Source organism: Helicovermis profundi, assembly GCF_033097505.1.
Classification (GTDB): Bacteria; Bacillota; Clostridia; order Peptostreptococcales; family Acidaminobacteraceae; genus Helicovermis; species Helicovermis profundi.
The window spans coordinates 1622350-1642435 of the sequence record NZ_AP028654.1 but is presented as its reverse complement, the minus strand read 5'-3'; the positions used below and the strand labels follow the sequence as shown (position 1 = coordinate 1642435).

Sequence of the window (20086 nt, the reverse complement as noted above, 5' to 3'; positions counted from 1 at the left end):
AACTAGCGCTTTGTTTTATATTGTTAACCAGAATTTAATCCGGGTTGACAATATTTTTTTGTCATGTTATATTATTTATGACAAAAAAATATTGGAGGAATTATGAAAAATTTAAGTACAAAAGATATGATTTTAATTTCAATGTTTGCTTCACTTACAGCGATTGGTGCATTTATTAAGATACCAATTCCGCCTGTTCCTGTTAGTTTGCAGTTTCTGTTTTGTGCATATTCAGGAATGCTATTAGGTTCAAAAAAAGGTATGACTTCTCAGCTAATTTATGTAGGAATCGGATTACTTGGTGTTCCTGTATTTACAAAAGGAGGAGGGCTAAGTTATATTTTCCAACCAACTTTTGGTTACTTGATTGGTTTTATACTTTGTTCATTTATTATTGGTAAATTAACAGAAAATAATCCTAATCAGAAATTGATATTTAGATTTTTATCGGTATTGGTTGGTCTTGCAGTTGTTTATGCTATTGGAGTTTCATATTTATATTTTATGTGGAATCATTTAAATGATTCACAAATTGGATGGCAAACTGCAGCTAAATGGGGATTTACACCTTTTATAATACCTGATATAATTTGGAGCTTTATAGTAGCAATTAGTTCGTATAAAATTCTACCCGTTGTAAATAAAGCGAGATAAATGAGTTTCTTGGATTCAGAGGGAGTTTTTACTCCCTCTGAATCTTAGAAAACATAATCCAGGGCCTTTTTAGAGTTCTTTATCCCCACTTTTTTAGAAGTGGGGGTATTAGAACTCTAAGGCATCGGATAAATGAGTTAATAATATTTATGATAAAGAACTTGTTTAACGTATTGCTTTTCACCTTTAAAAAGATATGATAAAATCAATATAAAAAATAAATTTTTACTAGTATTGGAGTATTATTATGTCGAAAGCTTTATTTATAACTGAAAAACCAAGCGTCGCAGCAGAATTTGCCAAAGTTTTAAAGGTGAATGGCAATCGTAAACAAGGATATATAGAATCAGATAGAGCTGTTATTACTTGGTGTGTAGGTCATTTAGTAACTATGAGTTATCCTGAAGAATATGATTCTAAGTTTAAAAAATGGAATCTTTCCGATCTTCCATTTTTACCTGATTCATATAAATATGAAGTAATAAAAAATGCTTCTAGGCAATATGAAATTGTAAAAATGCAAATGACGCGAGAAGATATATCAAAGATTTATGTTTGTACCGACTCCGGACGTGAAGGAGAATACATATATAGGCTTGTTGATGAAATGGTTGGAGTAAAAAATAAAATTAAAAAAAGAGTTTGGATTGATTCTCAAACAGAGGAAGAAATAAAAAAAGGTATAATTAACGCAAAAGATTTAGCTGAATATGATTTATTATCTGATTCAGCATATTTAAGAGCGAAAGAAGATTATTTAATTGGCATTAATTTCTCAAGATTATTAACGCTTACATATTCTAAAAGCATAAGTAGTAAATTAAATAAAGATTATGTAGTTATTGCAGTTGGAAGAGTTATGACTTGTGTTTTAGGTATGATAGTAAAAAGAGAATTAGAAGTTAAGAATTTTATAAAAACTCCCTATTATAAAATTATTTCTAAATTTAAGTTTAATGATGGTTTAGAATATGATGGAGAATGGAAAGCTATAGAAGGTTCAAAGTATTATCTTTCAAAACACCTATTCAAAGATGTTGGTTTTAAAGAAAAAGAAATGGCTGAAACTTTTATTAAAAAATTGAATTCAGAAAGTCCTGAAACTTTTGCAATAATAGATAAAGTTACAAAGAAAAAAGAAAAGAAAAATGCTCCGCTTTTATACAATTTAGCTGAAATTCAAAATGAATGTTCAAAAAAATTTAAGATGAGTCCTGATGAAACTCTGACAAGTATTCAAGGCATGTATGAAAAAAAAATGTTAACTTACCCTAGAACAGACGCTAGGGTTTTATCAGAAGCAGTTTTAAAAGAAATTCATAAGAATTTAAATGGGCTTCAAAATGTTAATAAGATTTGTGAACTAGAAGCTGAGGATAAAAAAATAGAATATTTCACTGAAAATATAATCAAGAATAGTTTGTTTAAAGGGTTAGAAAAAACAAAATATGTAAACGATAAAGCTATTACAGATCACTATGCAATTATACCAACTGGTCAAGGCCTTACTTCTTACAATAGATTATCGAGTGTTGATAAAAAAATATTTATTCTAGTAATTAGAAGATTTTTATCAATTTTTTATCCACCGGCAATTTTTAGTAAACTTGAAATAAAGACCAAAATAGGTGAAGAATCTTTTCTAACGTCTGTAAAGGTTTGTTCTGATGAGGGATATCTAAAAATTTCAAATAATAGTAAAAAAAATCAGGAAAAAATTGCAAAAGAAATTAATAGCTTGAAAATATTAAAAAAAGGTCAAAAGGTAGCTATTAAAGATTTAATAATTAAAGATGGCGAAACAAGCCCACCAAAGCGTTATAGATCAGGTTCCATAATTTTAGCGATGGAAAATGCAGGAAAGTTAATTGAAGATGAAGAGCTTAGAGAACAAATCAAAGGTAGTGGAATAGGAACTAGTGCAACGAGATCAGAAATATTAAAAAAATTAGAAAAGATAGATTATATTAAATTAAATAAAAAAACTCAAATTTTAACCCCCAGTAATTTAGGAGAAATGATATACTTTGTTGTAAATAAATCAATACCTTCTCTTTTGAATCCTGCATTAACAGCAAGCTGGGAGAAAGGCTTAACAATGATTTCAAATGGTGAAATTAAAATCGACGAATATATGGGGAAATTAGAAAGTTATATTCAAAAAAACACTAAAAAAATATTGAAACTTAGTAATTACTGTGCAGATGATTTTAAAATGACCAATGAAGTTTTAGGTGAGTGTCCACTTTGTAATGGAGGAAAAATTTTAGAAAATAAAAAAGCATTCTTTTGTACAAATTGGAAAGATGGTTGTAAATTTACAATTTGGAAAGACTCTTTAAAAAGCTATAATAGAGTAATTGATCCAGCATTAATAAAACAACTCCTTACTATAGGTGTTGTTATCGATAAGGGATTAAAAATGGAATTAAAAAATGATAATGGTGAAAAAATAATATTAGAAGTAAAGCGCACATAATACAATGTTTTTACTTCTAGTACAACTTGAAGATATCATAAATTTTAAATATATATCAAAAAATCGTTATTTTTTAACGATTTTTTTTTGAATATATTACCTCTAAAATAATTATTATGAAATATTTAAAAAATAAAAATTATTTATCTGTAGTATGGTGTAGAATTTTGTAGAATTTTGTAGTATAAGTATTAGGATTAATTTATAAATATTGATGTTTTCAGTATTTTTAGTCGGCAACATAAATAAAAGGGGGAAAAAAAATGAAAAGAAGTACAAAATTAATTGCACTAATGATGGTTTTAACACTTGTTATTGGTATTTTTGCAGGTTGTTCAAGCCCAGCAAAAACTACTGAGCCTGCTGCAGACGCACCTAAAACAGATGCTCCTGCAAAAGTTGAACAATTTTTTGTTAATATTGGAACTGGTGGAACTGCAGGAACATACTTCCCACTAGGTGGAGCTTTTGCAGAAATATGGAATAACACTATTCCTGGTATTAATGCAACTGCACAAAGTACAGGAGCTTCTGTAGCTAATATTAATTTATTAGAAGATGGTAAAATTGAAGTTGCAATTGTTCAAAATGATGTTGCAATGTATGCACATGATGGAAAAATTATGTTTGATGGAAAGGCATATGACAAATTAAGAGGTCTTGCTACTCTTTATTCTGAGCCTCTTCAAATTATTACTACAGATCCAAGCATTAAATCAATTGCTGATTTAAAAGGTAAAAAAATTGCTGTAGGTTCAATTGGTTCTGGTGTTGAAGCTAATGCAAGACAAATTATTGCAGCAGCAGGTATGGATTTTGATAAAGATATCAAGGCTAAATTCTTATCTTTCTCAGAAGCAGCTGCTAGTTTAAAAGATAAGCAAATTGACGCAGCTTTCTTAACTGCTGGTATTCCAACTGCAGCAATTCAAGATTTAGGTGCTCAAAATACTGTTACAGTTGTTCCAATTGGAGAAGAGTTATCAAAAACTTTAAAAGAAAAATATAAATTCTTTACTGATTTTATTATTCCTGCTAATACTTACAAAGGACAAAGCGAAGATATTCATACTTTAACAGTAAAATCTATGCTTGTTGTTAGTAGTGATATGGATGATGAATTAGCTTATAACTTAGTAAAAGCAATTTATGATAACCATGATAGAGTAGTTGCTGCACATAATGTTGGTAAATATATTACTGTTGACAGTGCACTTGATGGAATGTCTGTACCAGTTCATCCAGGAGCTGCAAAATTCTTTGATGAAAGCAAATAGAATATAATAGAGTAGGTGTTAATATTGAATAACAGAAAAAAAATTGTAAGTAGCTTGTTAATTATCGTATTTATAGTAATTGTTTTTCTTTCTATAAATATAAAAAAAACAAAGGTTGTTGTTGTAGAAGATCTTGACGATTATATGAAAACAGAATTTTTTTTACCAAACAACGAATTTTCAATTGGTTATATACATTCTGTTGAATTAACTCCTGCTGAAGAATTTTTAAAAGTAAATAAAAATAATGATATTGTTTTATATAAGACAATCTATGAATCATTTGGAGTCGGCTTACCTTTTTCACAAAAGGAAAATAAGTTTGATATAACAAATGGAAAATTTATTCTTAATAGAAACAGAACAATGAAATCAATTAAAATGAGAATATCTCCGATTCCAAAACATTGGATTACTGTAAATGGAACAAAATATCAACTGCTTGATTTAATAACAAAGCCTGAAGATTTAATTAATATTTATTGTAAAGATGAATTAGCTATAAAAATTGGACATAAATATTATAAAATAGGCATTTAAATTAGCAAAATAGAGATTCTTTAGAAAAGACGCTAATTACTCTATCTAAAGAATCTCTAAATCTTAAACTAGCTTCTTCTAATATTTGATCAAATTGATGAAATACTAGAGAAAGCTAGGAAAAGATAATAGAATAGGAAGGGGTATACAATGGTAGATGATAAAACATTAAAAGTTGATGAAAATATCATAACAGACGAAGAAGCTTCAAAGCTTCTTAAAGAGTTTGATAAAGGATCTGACTTTAGAGAGTTTAAAGGTTTTCCTGCAAAAATAGTTGCTGGAATCCTTATTGCGTTTACATTATTCCAACTCTACACTGGTATATTTGGAGTATTAGATGCAATGATACAAAGAGCGATTCATTTAGCTTTTGGGTTAACTTTGGTTTATACACTTTATCCAATGAGAAAGCATTGGTCAAGGGAAAAAATGCATCCTGCTGATATTGTTATGGCAGTTCTTGCAGCAGCAGTTTGTCTTTATGTTGTAGTATTTTATAAAGACTTAGTTTTAAGAGCAGGTAGGGTAAATACTCTAGATATGATAGTTGGTATTACTGCAATACTACTCGTTTTAGAGGCTTCAAGAAGAGTTATTGGATGGCCAATGGTAATCATTGCAATTGTCTTTATCGCTTATGCATTATTTGGTAGATACATTCCTGGAAAATTAGCTCATCGTGGTGTTGATATTCCAAATCTTGTTCAACAACTTTTCTTTACTACAGAAGGTATTTTTGGTATTCCAATCGGTGTTTCATCCACCTTTATTTTTATGTTCTTATTATTTGGTGCTTATCTAGAAAAAACTGGTATGGGTGAATTTTTTATAGACTCGGCAAATTCTATAGCAGGTTTTGCAGCTGGTGGACCAGCAAAAGTTGCTGTAATGTCTAGTGCAATGATGGGAACTCTTACTGGAAGTTCTGTAGCAAATGTTGTTGGTACTGGTAGTTTTACTATACCAATGATGAAAAGGTTAGGTTACAAAAAATCATTCGCAGGCGCAGTGGAAGCAACTGCATCTACAGGTGGTCAATTAATGCCACCAATCATGGGTGCGGCAGCCTTTTTAATGGCGGAATTTACAAACACTGCCTATGTAAAAGTAATAGCAGCTGCGGCAATTCCAGCCTTATTATATTATTTTGGAGTTTGGTCAGGCGTACATTTTGAAGCAAAAAAACTTGGCTTAAAAGGTACACCAAGAAATGAACTTCCTAAACTTAGTTATATTATGAAAACAAGAGGACATCTTCTTATTCCAATAATAACAGTTGTATATCTTTTAGTTGCAGGATACACACCTATTAGAGCAGCTCTTGGAGCAATTGCCACATCAATTATAGTTGCAGGATTTAAAAAAGAAACGCGTTTATCATTTTATGATATCGTTGATGGTATGATAAAAGGTGCTCGTTCAGCAATTACAGTTGTATCAGCCTGCGCAACTGCAGGAATTATTATTGGTGTTGTTACTCAAACAGGACTTGGTCTTAAAATGGGATCAATTTTGGTTGGAATTGCTAACGGTAACTTAATGTTAACACTTATGTTTACAATGCTAACATCTCTAATACTTGGAATTGGTGTACCAACGACTGCAAACTATGTAATTACATCTACAATCGCTGCACCAGCACTTATGCAACTTGGTGTTCCAATTTTAGCAGCTCATATGTTTGTTTTCTACTTTGGTATTATAGCAGATGTTACTCCTCCAGTTGCACTAGCCGCGGTTGCTGCATCCGGAGTTGCAAAGTCTGAACCGATGAGAACAGCTTTCCAAGCAGCACGACTTGCCATTGCAGCATTTATTATACCTTATATTTTTGTATATAGTCCACAAATGTTATTAATTAATGCAACTCCATTAAACGTAATTATTATGTTAATTACTTCTTTAGTTGGAATAATTGCAATTGCAGCAGCACTTACAAATTACTTTATTACAAATATGTCAATTGTTGATAGAATTTCATTTGTTATTGGAGGATTATTATTAATTACTACAAGTGTTATGCTTAATGTATTTGGTTTTGCAATAATTGCTTTAGCAGTACTTCTTCAAGTAAACAAAAAAAATAAATTAAAAGTTGCAGCATAGAGTTTTTGAAATATAGTATTTAATTAATTCATAACAAAAAAAGTATTATAGGTTGTTATTAACCTATAATACTTTTTTTGTTATATTATGTTATAATATTTACGTTGCGATTTCATTTTTCTAAGGCATAGCTATGAAAATGAAACGATGGGTTTAATAGGAAACAATTAAGCCTCCCATTTGGAAAGCAATTAATAGAGATTACTCTATAACTTTGCTTCCTAAAATGGAAGTATTTTATTTTAGGGGGATTTTTATGAAAATATTATCGAACAAATTTACAAACAGAGGATTTTTGGTTTTGATTTTTCTACTTGTACTTGTATTTAATTTTGGGTGTTCATCTTCGAAAGATTTAAGTACCGTAACTACAAATCAGAGCAAAGTAAACAAAAAAAGTACTGAAAAAATTGTCATTTACCATGCTGGGAGTCTTTCTGTTCCTCTTGAAAAAATGGAAAATGAATTTGAAAAAAAGTACCCAAATATTGATGTTATAAGAACTCCAGGTGGAAGTAGAACTGTTGCTAGAAAAATTACAGAACTAGGTGATTCGGTTGATATTCTGTTTTCTGCAGACTACAATGTAATAAATAGCTTAGTAATTCCTGAATTTGCTGATTTTAATTTACTATTTGCAAAAAATTCAATGGTTATTATGTATTCTACTTCAAGTAAATATGCTGATGAAATTACTAAGGATAATTGGTATGATATTTTAACAAAGAATGATGTGGATTTTGGTTATAGCGACCCATTTGCTGATCCTTGCGGATATAGAAGTTTACTTCTTTGGCAACTTGCTGAAAACTACTATAAAATCGATGGATTAAATGACAAAATAAAGAATGCAAGTAAAGAAAAAAATATTAGACCAAAAGCTGTTGAACTTCTTTCTATGCTTGAAACTGGAGAACTTGATTATGCATTTGAATATGAATCAGTCGCTAAACAACATCAAAAAATTAACCCTGATTTTAAATATATTTCATTACCTGAGGAAATAAATTTGTCATCATTAAAATTTAAAGAAAAATACAATAAAGCAGTGATTGAATTAAACGGAACAGAGCCAGGGACAGTAATTGAGAGAAAAGCTGAACCGATTATTTATAGTCTCACTATTCCTAAGAGCACTACTAATAAAGACGGTGCAATAAAGTTTATAACTTTTTTATTAAGCGAAGAAGGACAAAGTATTCTTATTGATTCTGGTCAACCTGTATTAGATAAACCAAAAGTTATTAATTACAAACTCATGCCTAATAGGCTTAAAAATATAATTAAAGAATAAATTTTTAAAAGGATAATTTATGATTAAAAGAAAAATTGATAAATTTTATTTATTTTCTTTAATAAGTGGATTTATTATTATGTTTTTTATATTATTTCCACTTATTAATACTTTTGCGTGGACAAATACAAGTCTTATTGTTGATACTTTACATGAAAAAGCAGTTATTAATGTGATTATAAGAAGTGTTAAAACTGCTTCTATTGCAACTTTTTTTAGCGCAATTTTAGCAATTCCATTTGCATATTTTTTAGTAAGAAGTAATATTAAATTCAAAAAACTAATTGAAAGTATTATTGATGTTCCAATTGTACTACCTCACACTGTTGCAGGAATAATTTTACTTTCGGTTTTATCAAAGAAAAGCATGATTGGTAGTTTTTTTTATAGAAATAATATTGAAATTTTAGGAAGCGAAATTGCAATAATTATTGCAATGATTTTTGTTAGTCTTCCCATTATGTTTAATTCGTGTAAAGAAGCTTTCAAGTGGATACCAGAAAGAACTGAAAATGTGTCTAGAATCCTTGGCGCTTCTAATTTTGAAACCTTTATTTATATTACTTTTCCTTTAGCTTGGAAAGATATACTTGGCGGTATGATTTTAACTTTTGCAAGATCCATTAGTGAGTTTGGTGCTGTTATTATATTAGCATACCATCCTATGATTGCTCCAACCTTAATATATGAAAGATTCACAAACTATGGTATAAGTTATGCTATGCCTATTGCTATAATACTACTAGTAGTTTCATTATCCATATTTTTACTACTTAGAGTATTATCACTTAGTGGAAAGAGGTATCATAATGATAGAAATTAAGAATTTAAATCTTAGATTTGATAGATTTAGTTTAAAAAATATTAATTTGAAAATCAAAAAAGGAGAATTCTATATAATTTTAGGTCCTAGTGGTGCAGGTAAAACTTTAATACTTGATTCTATTGGAGGATTTATAAAATCAGAAAATGATGGAATTTTCATTAACAATCAAAATGTAAATAACTATAAGCCAGAAAATAGAAATCTCTCTATCTGTTATCAAGAATTTAGTTTATTTCCACATATGACTGTAAAGGATAATATTTTATATGGATTTAGGTTTAAAAAGAAAATTAAAGAAAATGAAGAATTATATAATGAGCTAATAAAAATTTTAAATATTGAAAAATTATTAAATAGGTTTCCTACATCTCTTAGCGGTGGTGAGAAACAAAGAGTTTCTCTTATGCGAGCTCTTGTTGTAAAACCAGAAATATTATTACTAGATGAACCACTTTCAGCTCTTGATACTCAAATAAAAGAGAAATTAATTCGAGATATAAAAAAAATTCATAAAAAATACAATATTACTGTACTAATGATAACTCATAGCTTTGAAGAAGCATTTTATTTGGGTGATAAGGTAAGCGTTATAAATAACGGAGAAATTGTGCAAACAGGATCAATGAAAGAAATACTACATTTTCCTAAAAATTCTTTTATCGCAAATTTTGTTGGTATGAAAAATATATTTAAAGGAAAATATTTAAAACTTGATCATGATAAATATATTGGTATTAGGCCAGAAAGCGTTTTTATTGGGAGAAAAGAACTTGAATGTGATTTGACTAAAGAAGGAGAAGTAATAGAAATTTCAATAATGAATATGTATATAGAATTGATAGTTAAAATTTCGTTTGGAATTATAATATCGTATATACCATTTAATGAACAAATGAAAGAAAACTTTGAAGTTAATGAAAAAATATACGTTGGTATAAATATTGAGGATATTAGCATTCTTGAAGATTTTATTGCTGACAAAAAAGCTAAAAGTACTTATTAAAAAAGTATTTTTAGCTTTTTTTTATTTGTTTTAAATATTTAGGGTATATAATTAATTGGATGGGTCCAATTAATCTTGATTGGCTCTTATCTAAAGCTGATTTGAAGAATATAATAAATGTGAGGTATAAATATGAAATTTACTATTAATAGAAATGATCCTTTGCCACTATATTTACAAATTAAAAATGAAATTGAAATGCTTATACTTTCTGAAGAATACCCAAATGGTTTTATTTTACTTTCAGAGAGAAAATTGGCTGATATCCTTGGAGTAAACAGAAGTACTACAATAAAATCGTATGATTTGTTAAAAGATATGGGCTTAATTGAATCAAAGGTTGGAAAAGGCACATACGTTATATATGAAAAAAATATTGCAAATAATGAAAATATTTTTAATGAAATCTATTGGGACAATTATTTAGGAAATTATTCCTTTAAAAATTCAATTAATATTATGTCCAAAATAATGAGTGAAGTATCAAAAGAAAATTTAATTTCGCTTTCAGGTGGATTTCCATCAAAAGAAGTCTATCCCTACGACAAATTAAAGCAAATAAACATTGAGATTCTTGAAAACAATGAAATTTTTTTTCAAACTCCAGTAAGAGGTGATAGAGCATTTGTTTTAACTTTAATTAAATATCTATATTCAAATAAACATATAAAACTAAATCATAAGGAATTAATGGTTACTTCAGGCTCTCAACAAGCACTTAATTTATTGATACAAACATTTGTGAACCCAGGTGATAATATAATTATTGAAAATCCATCATTTTTCGGCGCCATTCATTTATTTAGAAAAGCAAAAGCAAATTTGATTTCTACAAATATTAGTGGTGAAGGAATAGACCTAAACCATATTGAGTTTCAACTTAAAAACAATAACATTAAATTTATGTATCTACTTCCGAATTTCCAAAATCCGACTGGTTATAATATGTCAATTGAAGATAGAAAGAAAATTTTATATTTATCTAAGAAATACAAAGTTCCTATTATTGAGGAAGACCCTTATGGAGAGCTTTATTTTGATAAATATACTCCTTCAATTAAATCTTTAGATACGGAAAACTTTGTTGTACATATTGGAACTTTTTCAAAAACTTTATCTCCAGGTTTTCGAATCGGATATATAGCCGCAGATAAAACTGTTATAAAAAAATTAACTTTGCTTAATCAGTTTATAGATATACACGCTAACACGATTTCACAAAATATAATAAACAAATTTCTTTCTAAAGATTTTTATAATGAGCATTTAGAAATAGTTCGTTCTCATTATAAATTAAAGAGAGATGCAATGGTCAATGAGTTAAATAAAGGCCAACTAACGTTTCAAATTCCTAAAGGTGGATATTATATTTGGTGCCAGCTAGATAAAAGAATTTCTGTTGATTTATTATTGAAAGAATCACTTAAAAATGGTGTTGACTTTATACCAGGCGAATTCTTTTTTAATAATAGCTATGAAGGAAGAAATTTTATTAGATTAAATTTCACATCTAGCACAAAAAAAGAAATAATAAAGGGCGTCAGAATTATTAACGATATTATAAAAAATATGAGGTGAAAAATGTATAATTATTTTATTAAAACATTAAAAAAAGAGTTAAAACCAGCGCTTGGTTGTACTGAACCAATTGCTATTGCACTTGCAACTTCTAAGGCATCGAAGTATATTGACGGAGAAATTGTAAAAATTGATTTAGAATTAAGTGGAAACATACTTAAAAATGCTATGGGTGTTGGAATACCAGGAACGGGTCTTATAGGTATCGATTTAGCAGCTATTCTGGGTATGATTGCTGGTAATTCAGATAAAGGATTAGAAGTTTTAGCTGATATAAATGATAGAGATGTAAAAGAAAGTGTTTTATTAAGAGAAAAACAAATTGTTAAAATTAATGTGACTTCTAGAGAAGAAAAGCTTTATATTAAAGCAACGCTCTATAATAAACTTGGTGAAAGTGCGACAGTAGAAATTGTAAATATTCATGATAATATTGTAAAAATTGAAACTGATAAAGAAATTATATTTGAAAAAGAAATTGAAGGAAAAATTGCTAACCAAATTAAGGATGAAGAATTTATAACTACAGTTAAAGATATTTGGGATTTCGCTCTAAATGTTGACATTAACGATGTTGATTTTATATTAGAAGGTGTAAAATTAAATAAAGCGCTTTCAGAAGACGGCTTAAAAAACAAATATGGATTGCAAGTAGGATTAAATATTAAAAAAAATATAGATAATGGTTTTCTATCTAGCGACTATAAAAATTATCCGCTTATGATGACAACTGCAGCCATTGACGCAAGAATGGACGGATCTAAACTTGCTGCAATGAGTAATTCTGGAAGTGGTGATCAGGGTATTACTGCTTTTATTCCTGTATATTCCATGTGGCAGAAATTAGACCTAAGTGAAGATAAATTAATAAGAGCGCTTCTATTAAGTAATCTAATACCTATTCATATTAAGAAAAATTTAGGGAGGCTTTCAGCGCTTTGTGGAGCGACTGTAGCAGGAGTAGGCGCGTCTGCCGGTTATGTATATTTACACGAGGGAACATACGAACAAATGATAAAAGCTATGGCAAATCAGATTGGTGGAATTACTGGAATATTCTGTGATGGTGCAAAAACAAGTTGCTCGCTTAAAGTGGCGAATTCAGTTGACGCAGCCTATACATCAGCTATTCTTGGACTAAATGATAAAGGTGTTAGTGGATATGAAGGAATAATAGATGATGATATTGAGAAAACAATATTAAATATGGCAACACTCGGAAGTAAAGGGATGGAAAAAGTTGACAAAATGATTTTAGAAATAATGGTAGCTAAAACTAAGTAGTAAAAACTTTATATTAAATAATTGATAGTTAAATGAAATTTATATGTAATAATTTTTTAAAGTTCGTGTTAAAACACGGACTTTATTTTATGATAATTTCAATTTATAGTGTATAATGAACTGTAAGTGAATTAAAATAAATATTAGTGGGTGATGATAATTTGAAAATCAAACGAAAATTTATAAATATAGTAAAAAAACTAGATGTAAAATTTATTGTACTCTTAACTTTACTAGTTTTTTCGATACTTATTTCTCTTAATACATATACAACAAATGTTTTAAATAAAGAAATAAATCGACAAATTTCATTAGATTTAAAGCAAAAAGTTACTATATCATACAATACAATTTCACCACTAATAAAAGAATTAAATGATGGTAAAATTACTAAAAAAGAGGCAATAAACAGAATTACTAATCTTGTTTCAAGAATGACTTATTCTGACTCCTTTTCTAGCAACTATTTATTTATGAGCGATTATGATGGTGATTATTTAGTTCAACCTTATGAACCATCAAAAGTAGGCACAAATATGTGGAATTTCACTAATGACAAAGGTGATTATGTTATTAGGAGAATAATTAAAACTGCAAAAAAAAATCCAAAAGGTTCATATATTGAGTATGAATCTAAGAAACCTAATTCTACAATTTATGAGAAAAAAAGGGCCTATATAATAGGTATTCCAGAAATTAATGCATATATTGGAACTGGAACTTATTTAGAAACTTCATATACTAATATATTATCACTTATTTCTATGAATACACAGATATACTATTTAGTAATTTTAATATCTATATTTTTGTTTTTAATATATAGTATAAAACATGTAATAATAAATAAGGAACTACAATCTGAAATTTTGGAAAAAGAAAAAGCAAAGCAAAATCTTATGATAGAAAAAGCCAAAGTACTTGATGAAAAACATAAATTTGAGGTATTGTTCGAATATTCGCATGATGCAATTTTAGAGTTCGACAATTTAGGTAATATAATTAGGGCTAATAATGCATTTGTTAATTTATATAAATATACTAAAAGTGAGTGCCAAGGATCTAAGATATATGACTTAATTGCAAAAGAAGAACCATATAAATCAGATGTAATAAACCATGTTAAAGACTCTTTAAATGCTGTTCAAAATAATATTGAAACTACTAGATTTGATAAAAATGGTAAGGCAATTCACGTGCTTCTAAGAACGGTTTTTTTAAGACAAAATGATCTTGTTATTGGGGGTTACGTAATTTATACTGATATTACTAAAACAAAAAAATATGAAGAAAGACTAATAAAATTAAGTATACATGATAACCTTACTGGTCTTTTTAATTCAAATTACTTTAATGATAAAACTGATGAAATATCAAAAAAAAAAATTGATAATATTGCAGTTATTGTTAGTGATATTAATGGACTTAAATTAATAAATGATTCTTTTGGACATAAATTTGGAAATAAAATAATTAAAGATTATGCTAATATATTAAAGGAAATTTTTTCTGCAGAGTCGGTTATTGCTCGAACTGGTGGCGATGAATTTTATATTATAATTTATAATTCTACTTTTGAAAAAATTTCGTTTTTAATGAATAAACATAATAAAAAAATCGATGACTACAATAATATAGAAAAAAATAATATTGTTAAATTAAGTGTAGCAATTGGATATTCTGTTTCTGATAGTGAAAATATACGCGTAGCCTTAAAAGATGCTGATGACATGATGTATAGAAATAAACTATTAAATAGAACAAGTAGAAGAAACCAAATGTTAGCTTTACTTCTTTCTATACTTAAAGAAAAAGATTATGTTACTAAAGGTCATACAGATAGGGTTAAAGAAATGTCTTTAAAGATGTCGCAAAGTATGCATTTATCAAATGATAGAAAAGATAAAATTTTATTACTTGCTGAAGTTCATGATCTTGGTAAAATTGCAATTCCTGATAGTATACTTAATAAAAAAGCGATTTTAAATCGAATTGAATGGAAGAAGATGAAAACTCATTCAGAAATAGGTTATAGGATTGCAATAAACTCACAAGAACTTTCGGATATAGCAGATTTAATATTAAAACATCATGAAAGATGGGATGGAGAAGGATATCCTTTAAAAATAAAAGGTGAAGAAATTCCAATTGAGTGTAGAATACTATCTTTAGTGGATGCATATGATGCTATGACGAATCAAAGACCATATAACATTTTAAAAACACACAAAGAAGCAATAGAAGAAATTAAACTTTGTGCAGGTTCACAATTTGATCCTAGTATAACCGAAGTATTCCTAAAGTTATTTGATTCATAATTGAATTATAAATTATTAAATAAAAGTATACATAAATTGTATACTTTTATTTAAATTATATACAAAAAAATAGCCTAAAAGGCTATAATTTTATATCAATATTTTTTCCAAGATTTGGTGAAACAGATTGCTCTATTATTTTTAATTGATTTTCCATATTTTGCTTTGCACTATCCATACCAAGTTTCATAACTCTTGTTGAAACTTGACTTGCAATATTCATTTGACTCATCGCAGTTGAAAGTGAAGCGATATCCATAAAAATCACTCCTTTGTATCTTGAAAAAATTGATATATAATGGTATCGGCTTAATAATAATAAAACTTTACAAAAAATATAATATTTCTTATTTTTGTGGGTAAGTATAATACATAATTGGGGGTTTTTATGAAAATAAAAAACAAGTTTATAATAGTTATCACAATAATTGGCATTATAAGCCTATCTTTTGGTTCAATTTTACTAAATAATATATATAAAAATTCAATTATTGATGAGGAAAAAGTAAAAATTGAAGAAATAACAAAACTTGTTTCATTTTATATTGATGAACACCTTTATGACATGATTCGAAATGTCACTACTCTTTCTGCTTCTCCTATTTTTATTAAAAAATTAAAGGAAAGTAATGAAAAGTATTCTAGTATTTCTTTAGAAAATAGGGATTCTTTATTAAAGGATTTAAATGAAAAATGGAAAAATGAAAGAACTGAGAATACTGAATTTACAAGATCTTTTATGGAAACTGATTTATCTAATTATTTGAACAAACAAAAAAGCATAAGTAATAACTATTATGGAGAAATTTTTGTAACAAATAAATACGGTTTAGCTGTTGGTTTAACTAATAAACTCTCAACAATAACACACAAATACAAATATTGGTGGAAAGCTTGCTATAACGATGGGAATCCACAAGTTTTTTTAGACGATAGGGGCTTCGACTTAAGTGTAGACGGTTATGTAATTGGTATTGTTGTTCCAATTTATGATAACAATAAATTTATTGGTTTATTAAAAGCTAATATTAATATTAATGATACTCTTCTAAAAGCAATTAATAGCTATGATAAAATATATAATACAATTAATATATCAATTGTTCGTTCAAAAGGCCTAATTGTAGCAAGAGAAAATACTGAACCACTTTCAAAGAGTATTGACAGCAGTTTTATCAAATACCTTAATTTGCCTAAAGTATCTAAGATAGAAAATACTAATTCATATATAAGCATAGCTCCTATAAGTAACACTTTTAACTCAAGTGGAATTGCTTTTGGTGGAAGCGAGTATTCAATTGATCATTCTAAGGGCAACCAAAATGAAAATTGGTATGTATTTACTAGTGTAAGTAAAAAAGAAGTTTTATCTAAACTAAGTAGTATAACTAATAAGTATTTTATAATATTATTTATTACTATACTATCTATTATTCTTGTATCTATTTATAGTTCGAAGATTATACTAAAACCACTTACAATACTTAGAGATGGAGTAAATAAAATTGGTCAAGGTAACTTTGATTATAAAATCGATATTAAATCTGATAATGAAATAGGACAGCTTGCTGAAAACTTTAATGAAATGGTAAAACAATTAAAGAAAACAACTACAAGTAAAATTAATCTTGAAAAAGAAATAAATAAAAGGCTTTTAGTTGAAAAAAAACTGTTTGAACTTTCTACGATTGATGAACTTACATCTTTATATAACCGAAGAGCTTTTAATGATCATATTAGAAAAGCACTAAATAGAGTTAAAAGATATAAAGAAGACATATGTATACTTATGTTAGACATCGATAATTTTAAAAATATTAATGATAATTTTGGTCACAATGCTGGTGATGATATATTAATGGACTTTTCAAATTTTCTAATAAATTTAGCAAGAACATCTGATATTGTTGCAAGGTGGGGAGGCGATGAATTTATAATGATATTACCAAGTTCTACTTTAAATGATGCATTATCATTTGCAAATCGCCTTAAAAAAGAACTTTCCATCGTAGACTTTCACATAAGCGAAAAAATCACTACTAGTATTGGTATAACACAAATAAATCAAAATGACGAATTAGATATATTAATTACAAGAGCTGATGAGGCCCTATATACATCTAAAAATCTTGGCAAAAATCAAGTGAATTTTAAATAAAGTCCTTGACAATAATATAAATCTTTTATATCATTTATTTATAAGTTAAATAAATGTGTGTTACTGTTAAATCAGGCATAAACTTCGCTTCTAGCGCTAAGTTTATGCCTTTTTATATTATGACCATAAGGTGGAATATATGAGAATAAGACATTACAATGTAATTAAAGTGATGAATAATAACGTCATTCTAGCTAAGAATCTTTATAATAATAAAGAACAAGTGCTAATAGGAAAGGGACTTGGTTTCGGCGTTAAAATCGGCGAAGAATTAATTTTAGATAAAGATAAAATAGAAAAAAAATTCGTTGCAATTAATCACGAGCTTGATAGAGAGTATATGAAACTTGTTGAGCAGTTGGATCCTAAAATTATGGGACTTTGCGAAGAGTTTATTCAAATTGCTGAAAAACAAATTGGAACTTTAAATCCTCATATTCATATTGCCTTAACTGATCATATTGGCTTTGCAATAGAAAGAATTAAAAGTGGTCAAGATATTGTAAATCCATTTATATATCAAATAAAAGTTTTATATAATAAAGAATATGATGTAGCTCTAATTGCTAAAAATATGATACAAAAGCAAATTAATATTTCAATCAATGAATCTGAAGTAGGTTTTATAGCACTCCATCTTCATTCAGCTCTTCAAAATAAAACAATTAATGAAACAGTAAAATATTCAAGAGTCTTAAGAGATTGTGTGAGTATTATTGAAAATAACTTAGACTTTAAGATTGATGAATCTTCACTTACCTTTACAAGACTTATAAGCCATTTAAGAGGATTAATTGAGAGAGTTAGAAAAAAACAAAGTATTGAAAACAGACTACTTGAAAATATAAAAAAAGAATTTAAAGATTCTTATAAAATTGCAATAAAATTAGCTAAAGTAATTGAGGAAACTTTTAATGTTATAGTTACAGACGACGAAGTTGGCTATATGAGTATTCATATAGATAGAGTTAGAAGAATTAAGAAAAATAAATAAAGGTGTGTTACTGTTAAATCAGGCATAAACGAATAGAGATTCTATTTGTTTATGCCTTTTTTTGTGAACTATTGATTTTAAATCAATCTATTATTTATCCTAGATATAAATAATAAAAGTTCACACAAATATATTATTATTTTACAGGGAGGAATTATTTTGAGTAATTTTTTTAGCAAAACTCAGAAGCTAGGTAAAGCACTTATGCTTCCAGTAGCAGTCTTACCAATTGCAGGTATTTTACTTAGACTTGGTCAGGCAGATGTATTTAACATTCCATTTATGAGCGCTGCAGGTAGTGCAATCTTTGGAAATCTAGCACTTCTATTCGCAATAGGTATTGCAGTTGGTCTTGCAAAAGACAACAATGGAGCAGCTGGGCTTGCGGGTGCAGTAGGTTATTTTACATTAACAGAAGGGGCAAAAGCTATCAATGACACTATTAATATGGGGGTATTAGGTGGAATTATTATTGGTATTATAGCAGGTAATTTATATAATAAATATCACGATATAGAGCTTCCATCGTGGCTTGGATTTTTTGGTGGAAAAAGATTTGTTCCAATTGTAACATCACTGACAGCTATTGTTTTAGCATTAATGGCTGGATATGGTTGGCCACTAGTACAAAGTGGTATTGATCAAATAGGACAATTTATAATTAGCACAGGAGTATTTGGAGTTTTTGCATTTGGAGCATTAAATAGACTTCTAATTCCAATTGGACTTCATCATGTAATAAACAATTTAGTATGGTTTGTATTTGGTTCTTATAATGGTGCCAATGGTGATTTATGGCGATTCTTTGCCGGAGATCCTAGTGCAGGCATATTTATGACAGGTTTTTATCCAGTTATGATGTTTGGACTTCCAGGTGCTGCTCTTGCAATGTATGTAACTGCTAAAAAAGATAGAAAAAAAGAGGTAGCAGGTTTATTATTTTCAGTAGCCTTTACAGCGTTTTTAACAGGAATAACTGAACCAATTGAATTTATGTTTATGTTTTTAGCGCCTGCACTTTACCTAGTACACGCATTACTTACAGGACTTAGTATGGCAGTTGTTTATTTACTTGGAATACATCACGGATTTACATTTTCAGCAGGAGCAATAGATTATTTTCTTAATATGGGATTATCAACAAAAGGATGGCTACTTATTCCTGTAGGACTAGTATTCGGAATAATTTATTTTACACTATTCTACTTTATAATTAAAATTAAAGACCTTAAAACTCCTGGTAGAGAAGATGAAGATATAATTGTAAGTTCAAAAGGTTCTATTGATAATTTAGCTTTAAGTTATATTGAAGCTCTTGGAGGAAAAACAAATATACTTAACGTTGATGCATGCATAACAAGACTTCGCTTAGACGTTAAAGATAATAAAAATATTAATGAAAATGAATTAAAAAAATTAGGTTCTTCTGGAGTAATCAGACCAGCAGAAGGTTCTCTGCAAGTAGTTGTTGGTACAAAAGCAGAAATTATTGCTTCAAATATCAATAAAATACTTTAGTTGTTATTTTTAGCTAATAAAATTCGTGCCAAAATTATTTGGCACTTTTGAAAG

At 28.1% G+C, this 20086-nt stretch carries 15 protein-coding genes and 1 riboswitch; of the genes, 14 read left to right on the top strand and 1 reads right to left on the bottom strand.

Translation table 11 applies throughout. The annotated features are described in order from the left end of the window. The first annotated feature begins 102 nt into the window (after positions 1–102). From AACH12_RS07195 to AACH12_RS07145, 11 genes are all read left to right on the top strand, one after another. A complete protein-coding gene (locus AACH12_RS07195) occupies positions 103–654 on the top strand; it encodes a biotin transporter BioY (RefSeq protein WP_338534758.1) in 552 nt (183 codons plus the stop codon). A 247-nt stretch (positions 655–901) separates the two neighbouring features. Then, on the top strand, positions 902–3133 hold the full coding sequence (locus AACH12_RS07190; protein ID WP_338534757.1) for a DNA topoisomerase: 2232 nt from the start codon (positions 902–904) through the stop codon (positions 3131–3133). A 263-nt stretch (positions 3134–3396) separates the two neighbouring features. Then, positions 3397–4410 (top strand): TAXI family TRAP transporter solute-binding subunit, encoded by a 1014-nt coding sequence (locus tag AACH12_RS07185; RefSeq protein ID WP_338534756.1) that lies wholly within the window; start codon positions 3397–3399, stop codon positions 4408–4410. Positions 4411–4434: 24 nt separating this feature from the next. Beyond that, the gene (locus AACH12_RS07180) at positions 4435–4950 is read left to right on the top strand and encodes a DUF1850 domain-containing protein (protein WP_338534755.1); all 516 of its coding nucleotides are present in this window, start codon (positions 4435–4437) and stop codon (positions 4948–4950) included. 150 nt (positions 4951–5100) lie between these two features. Beyond that, a complete protein-coding gene (locus AACH12_RS07175) occupies positions 5101–7059 on the top strand; it encodes a TRAP transporter permease (protein ID WP_338534754.1) in 1959 nt (652 codons plus the stop codon). Between the two features lie 92 nt (positions 7060–7151). Then, a riboswitch (molybdenum cofactor riboswitch) is annotated at positions 7152–7266 on the top strand. Positions 7267–7315: 49 nt separating this feature from the next. Next, positions 7316–8353, top strand: coding sequence for a tungstate ABC transporter substrate-binding protein WtpA (gene wtpA, locus AACH12_RS07170; protein WP_338534753.1), 1038 nt, complete (start codon positions 7316–7318; stop codon positions 8351–8353). 19 nt (positions 8354–8372) lie between these two features. Further along, entirely contained in the window at positions 8373–9176 is an 804-nt protein-coding gene (locus tag AACH12_RS07165) for an ABC transporter permease (protein WP_338534752.1), read from the top strand. Then, entirely contained in the window at positions 9163–10182 is a 1020-nt protein-coding gene (locus tag AACH12_RS07160; RefSeq protein WP_338534751.1) for an ABC transporter ATP-binding protein, read from the top strand. The genes AACH12_RS07165 and AACH12_RS07160 overlap by 14 nt, the downstream gene beginning before the upstream one ends. A gap of 132 nt (positions 10183–10314) precedes the next feature. After that, the gene (locus AACH12_RS07155; protein WP_338534750.1) at positions 10315–11760 is read left to right on the top strand and encodes an aminotransferase-like domain-containing protein; all 1446 of its coding nucleotides are present in this window, start codon (positions 10315–10317) and stop codon (positions 11758–11760) included. Between the two features lie 3 nt (positions 11761–11763). Further along, on the top strand, positions 11764–13044 hold the full coding sequence (locus AACH12_RS07150; protein ID WP_338534749.1) for an L-cysteine desulfidase family protein: 1281 nt from the start codon (positions 11764–11766) through the stop codon (positions 13042–13044). Positions 13045–13190: 146 nt separating this feature from the next. After that, entirely contained in the window at positions 13191–15362 is a 2172-nt protein-coding gene (locus AACH12_RS07145) for a cache domain-containing protein (protein ID WP_338534748.1), read from the top strand. A gap of 82 nt (positions 15363–15444) precedes the next feature. Here AACH12_RS07145 and AACH12_RS07140 read toward each other — a convergent pair whose 3' ends face one another. Further along, a complete protein-coding gene (locus AACH12_RS07140) occupies positions 15445–15621 on the bottom strand; it encodes a YjfB family protein (RefSeq protein ID WP_338534747.1) in 177 nt (58 codons plus the stop codon). Between the two features lie 129 nt (positions 15622–15750). On the opposite strand from AACH12_RS07140, the gene AACH12_RS07135 reads away from it, so the two are divergent. The 3 genes from AACH12_RS07135 (at position 15751) to nagE (ending at position 20032) form a co-directional block, all read left to right on the top strand. Continuing rightward, positions 15751–17520, top strand: coding sequence for a sensor domain-containing diguanylate cyclase (locus AACH12_RS07135; RefSeq protein WP_338534746.1), 1770 nt, complete (start codon positions 15751–15753; stop codon positions 17518–17520). Between the two features lie 139 nt (positions 17521–17659). Then, positions 17660–18514, top strand: a complete 855-nt coding sequence (locus tag AACH12_RS07130) for a PRD domain-containing protein (protein ID WP_338534745.1) — start codon at positions 17660–17662, stop codon at positions 18512–18514. Between the two features lie 156 nt (positions 18515–18670). Next, on the top strand, positions 18671–20032 hold the full coding sequence (nagE, locus tag AACH12_RS07125) for an N-acetylglucosamine-specific PTS transporter subunit IIBC (protein WP_463671013.1): 1362 nt from the start codon (positions 18671–18673) through the stop codon (positions 20030–20032). Positions 20033–20086 lie beyond the last annotated feature (54 nt).

Bases quoted from the DNA above. Each gene is read 5' to 3' on its own strand.
- AACH12_RS07195 (WP_338534758.1), top strand. From the start codon at position 103: ATGAAAAATTTAAGTACAAAAGATATGATTTTAATTTCAATGTTTGCT.
- AACH12_RS07190 (WP_338534757.1), top strand. From the start codon at position 902: ATGTCGAAAGCTTTATTTATAACTGAAAAACCAAGCGTCGCAGCAGAA.
- AACH12_RS07185 (WP_338534756.1), top strand. From the start codon at position 3,397: ATGAAAAGAAGTACAAAATTAATTGCACTAATGATGGTTTTAACACTT.
- AACH12_RS07175 (WP_338534754.1), top strand. From the start codon at position 5,101: ATGGTAGATGATAAAACATTAAAAGTTGATGAAAATATCATAACAGAC.
- wtpA (WP_338534753.1), top strand. From the start codon at position 7,316: ATGAAAATATTATCGAACAAATTTACAAACAGAGGATTTTTGGTTTTG.
- AACH12_RS07165 (WP_338534752.1), top strand. From the start codon at position 8,373: ATGATTAAAAGAAAAATTGATAAATTTTATTTATTTTCTTTAATAAGT.
- AACH12_RS07160 (WP_338534751.1), top strand. From the start codon at position 9,163: ATGATAGAAATTAAGAATTTAAATCTTAGATTTGATAGATTTAGTTTA.
- AACH12_RS07155 (WP_338534750.1), top strand. From the start codon at position 10,315: ATGAAATTTACTATTAATAGAAATGATCCTTTGCCACTATATTTACAA.
- AACH12_RS07150 (WP_338534749.1), top strand. From the start codon at position 11,764: ATGTATAATTATTTTATTAAAACATTAAAAAAAGAGTTAAAACCAGCG.
- AACH12_RS07140 (WP_338534747.1), bottom strand. From the start codon at position 15,621: ATGGATATCGCTTCACTTTCAACTGCGATGAGTCAAATGAATATTGCA.
- AACH12_RS07135 (WP_338534746.1), top strand. From the start codon at position 15,751: ATGAAAATAAAAAACAAGTTTATAATAGTTATCACAATAATTGGCATT.
- AACH12_RS07130 (WP_338534745.1), top strand. From the start codon at position 17,660: ATGAGAATAAGACATTACAATGTAATTAAAGTGATGAATAATAACGTC.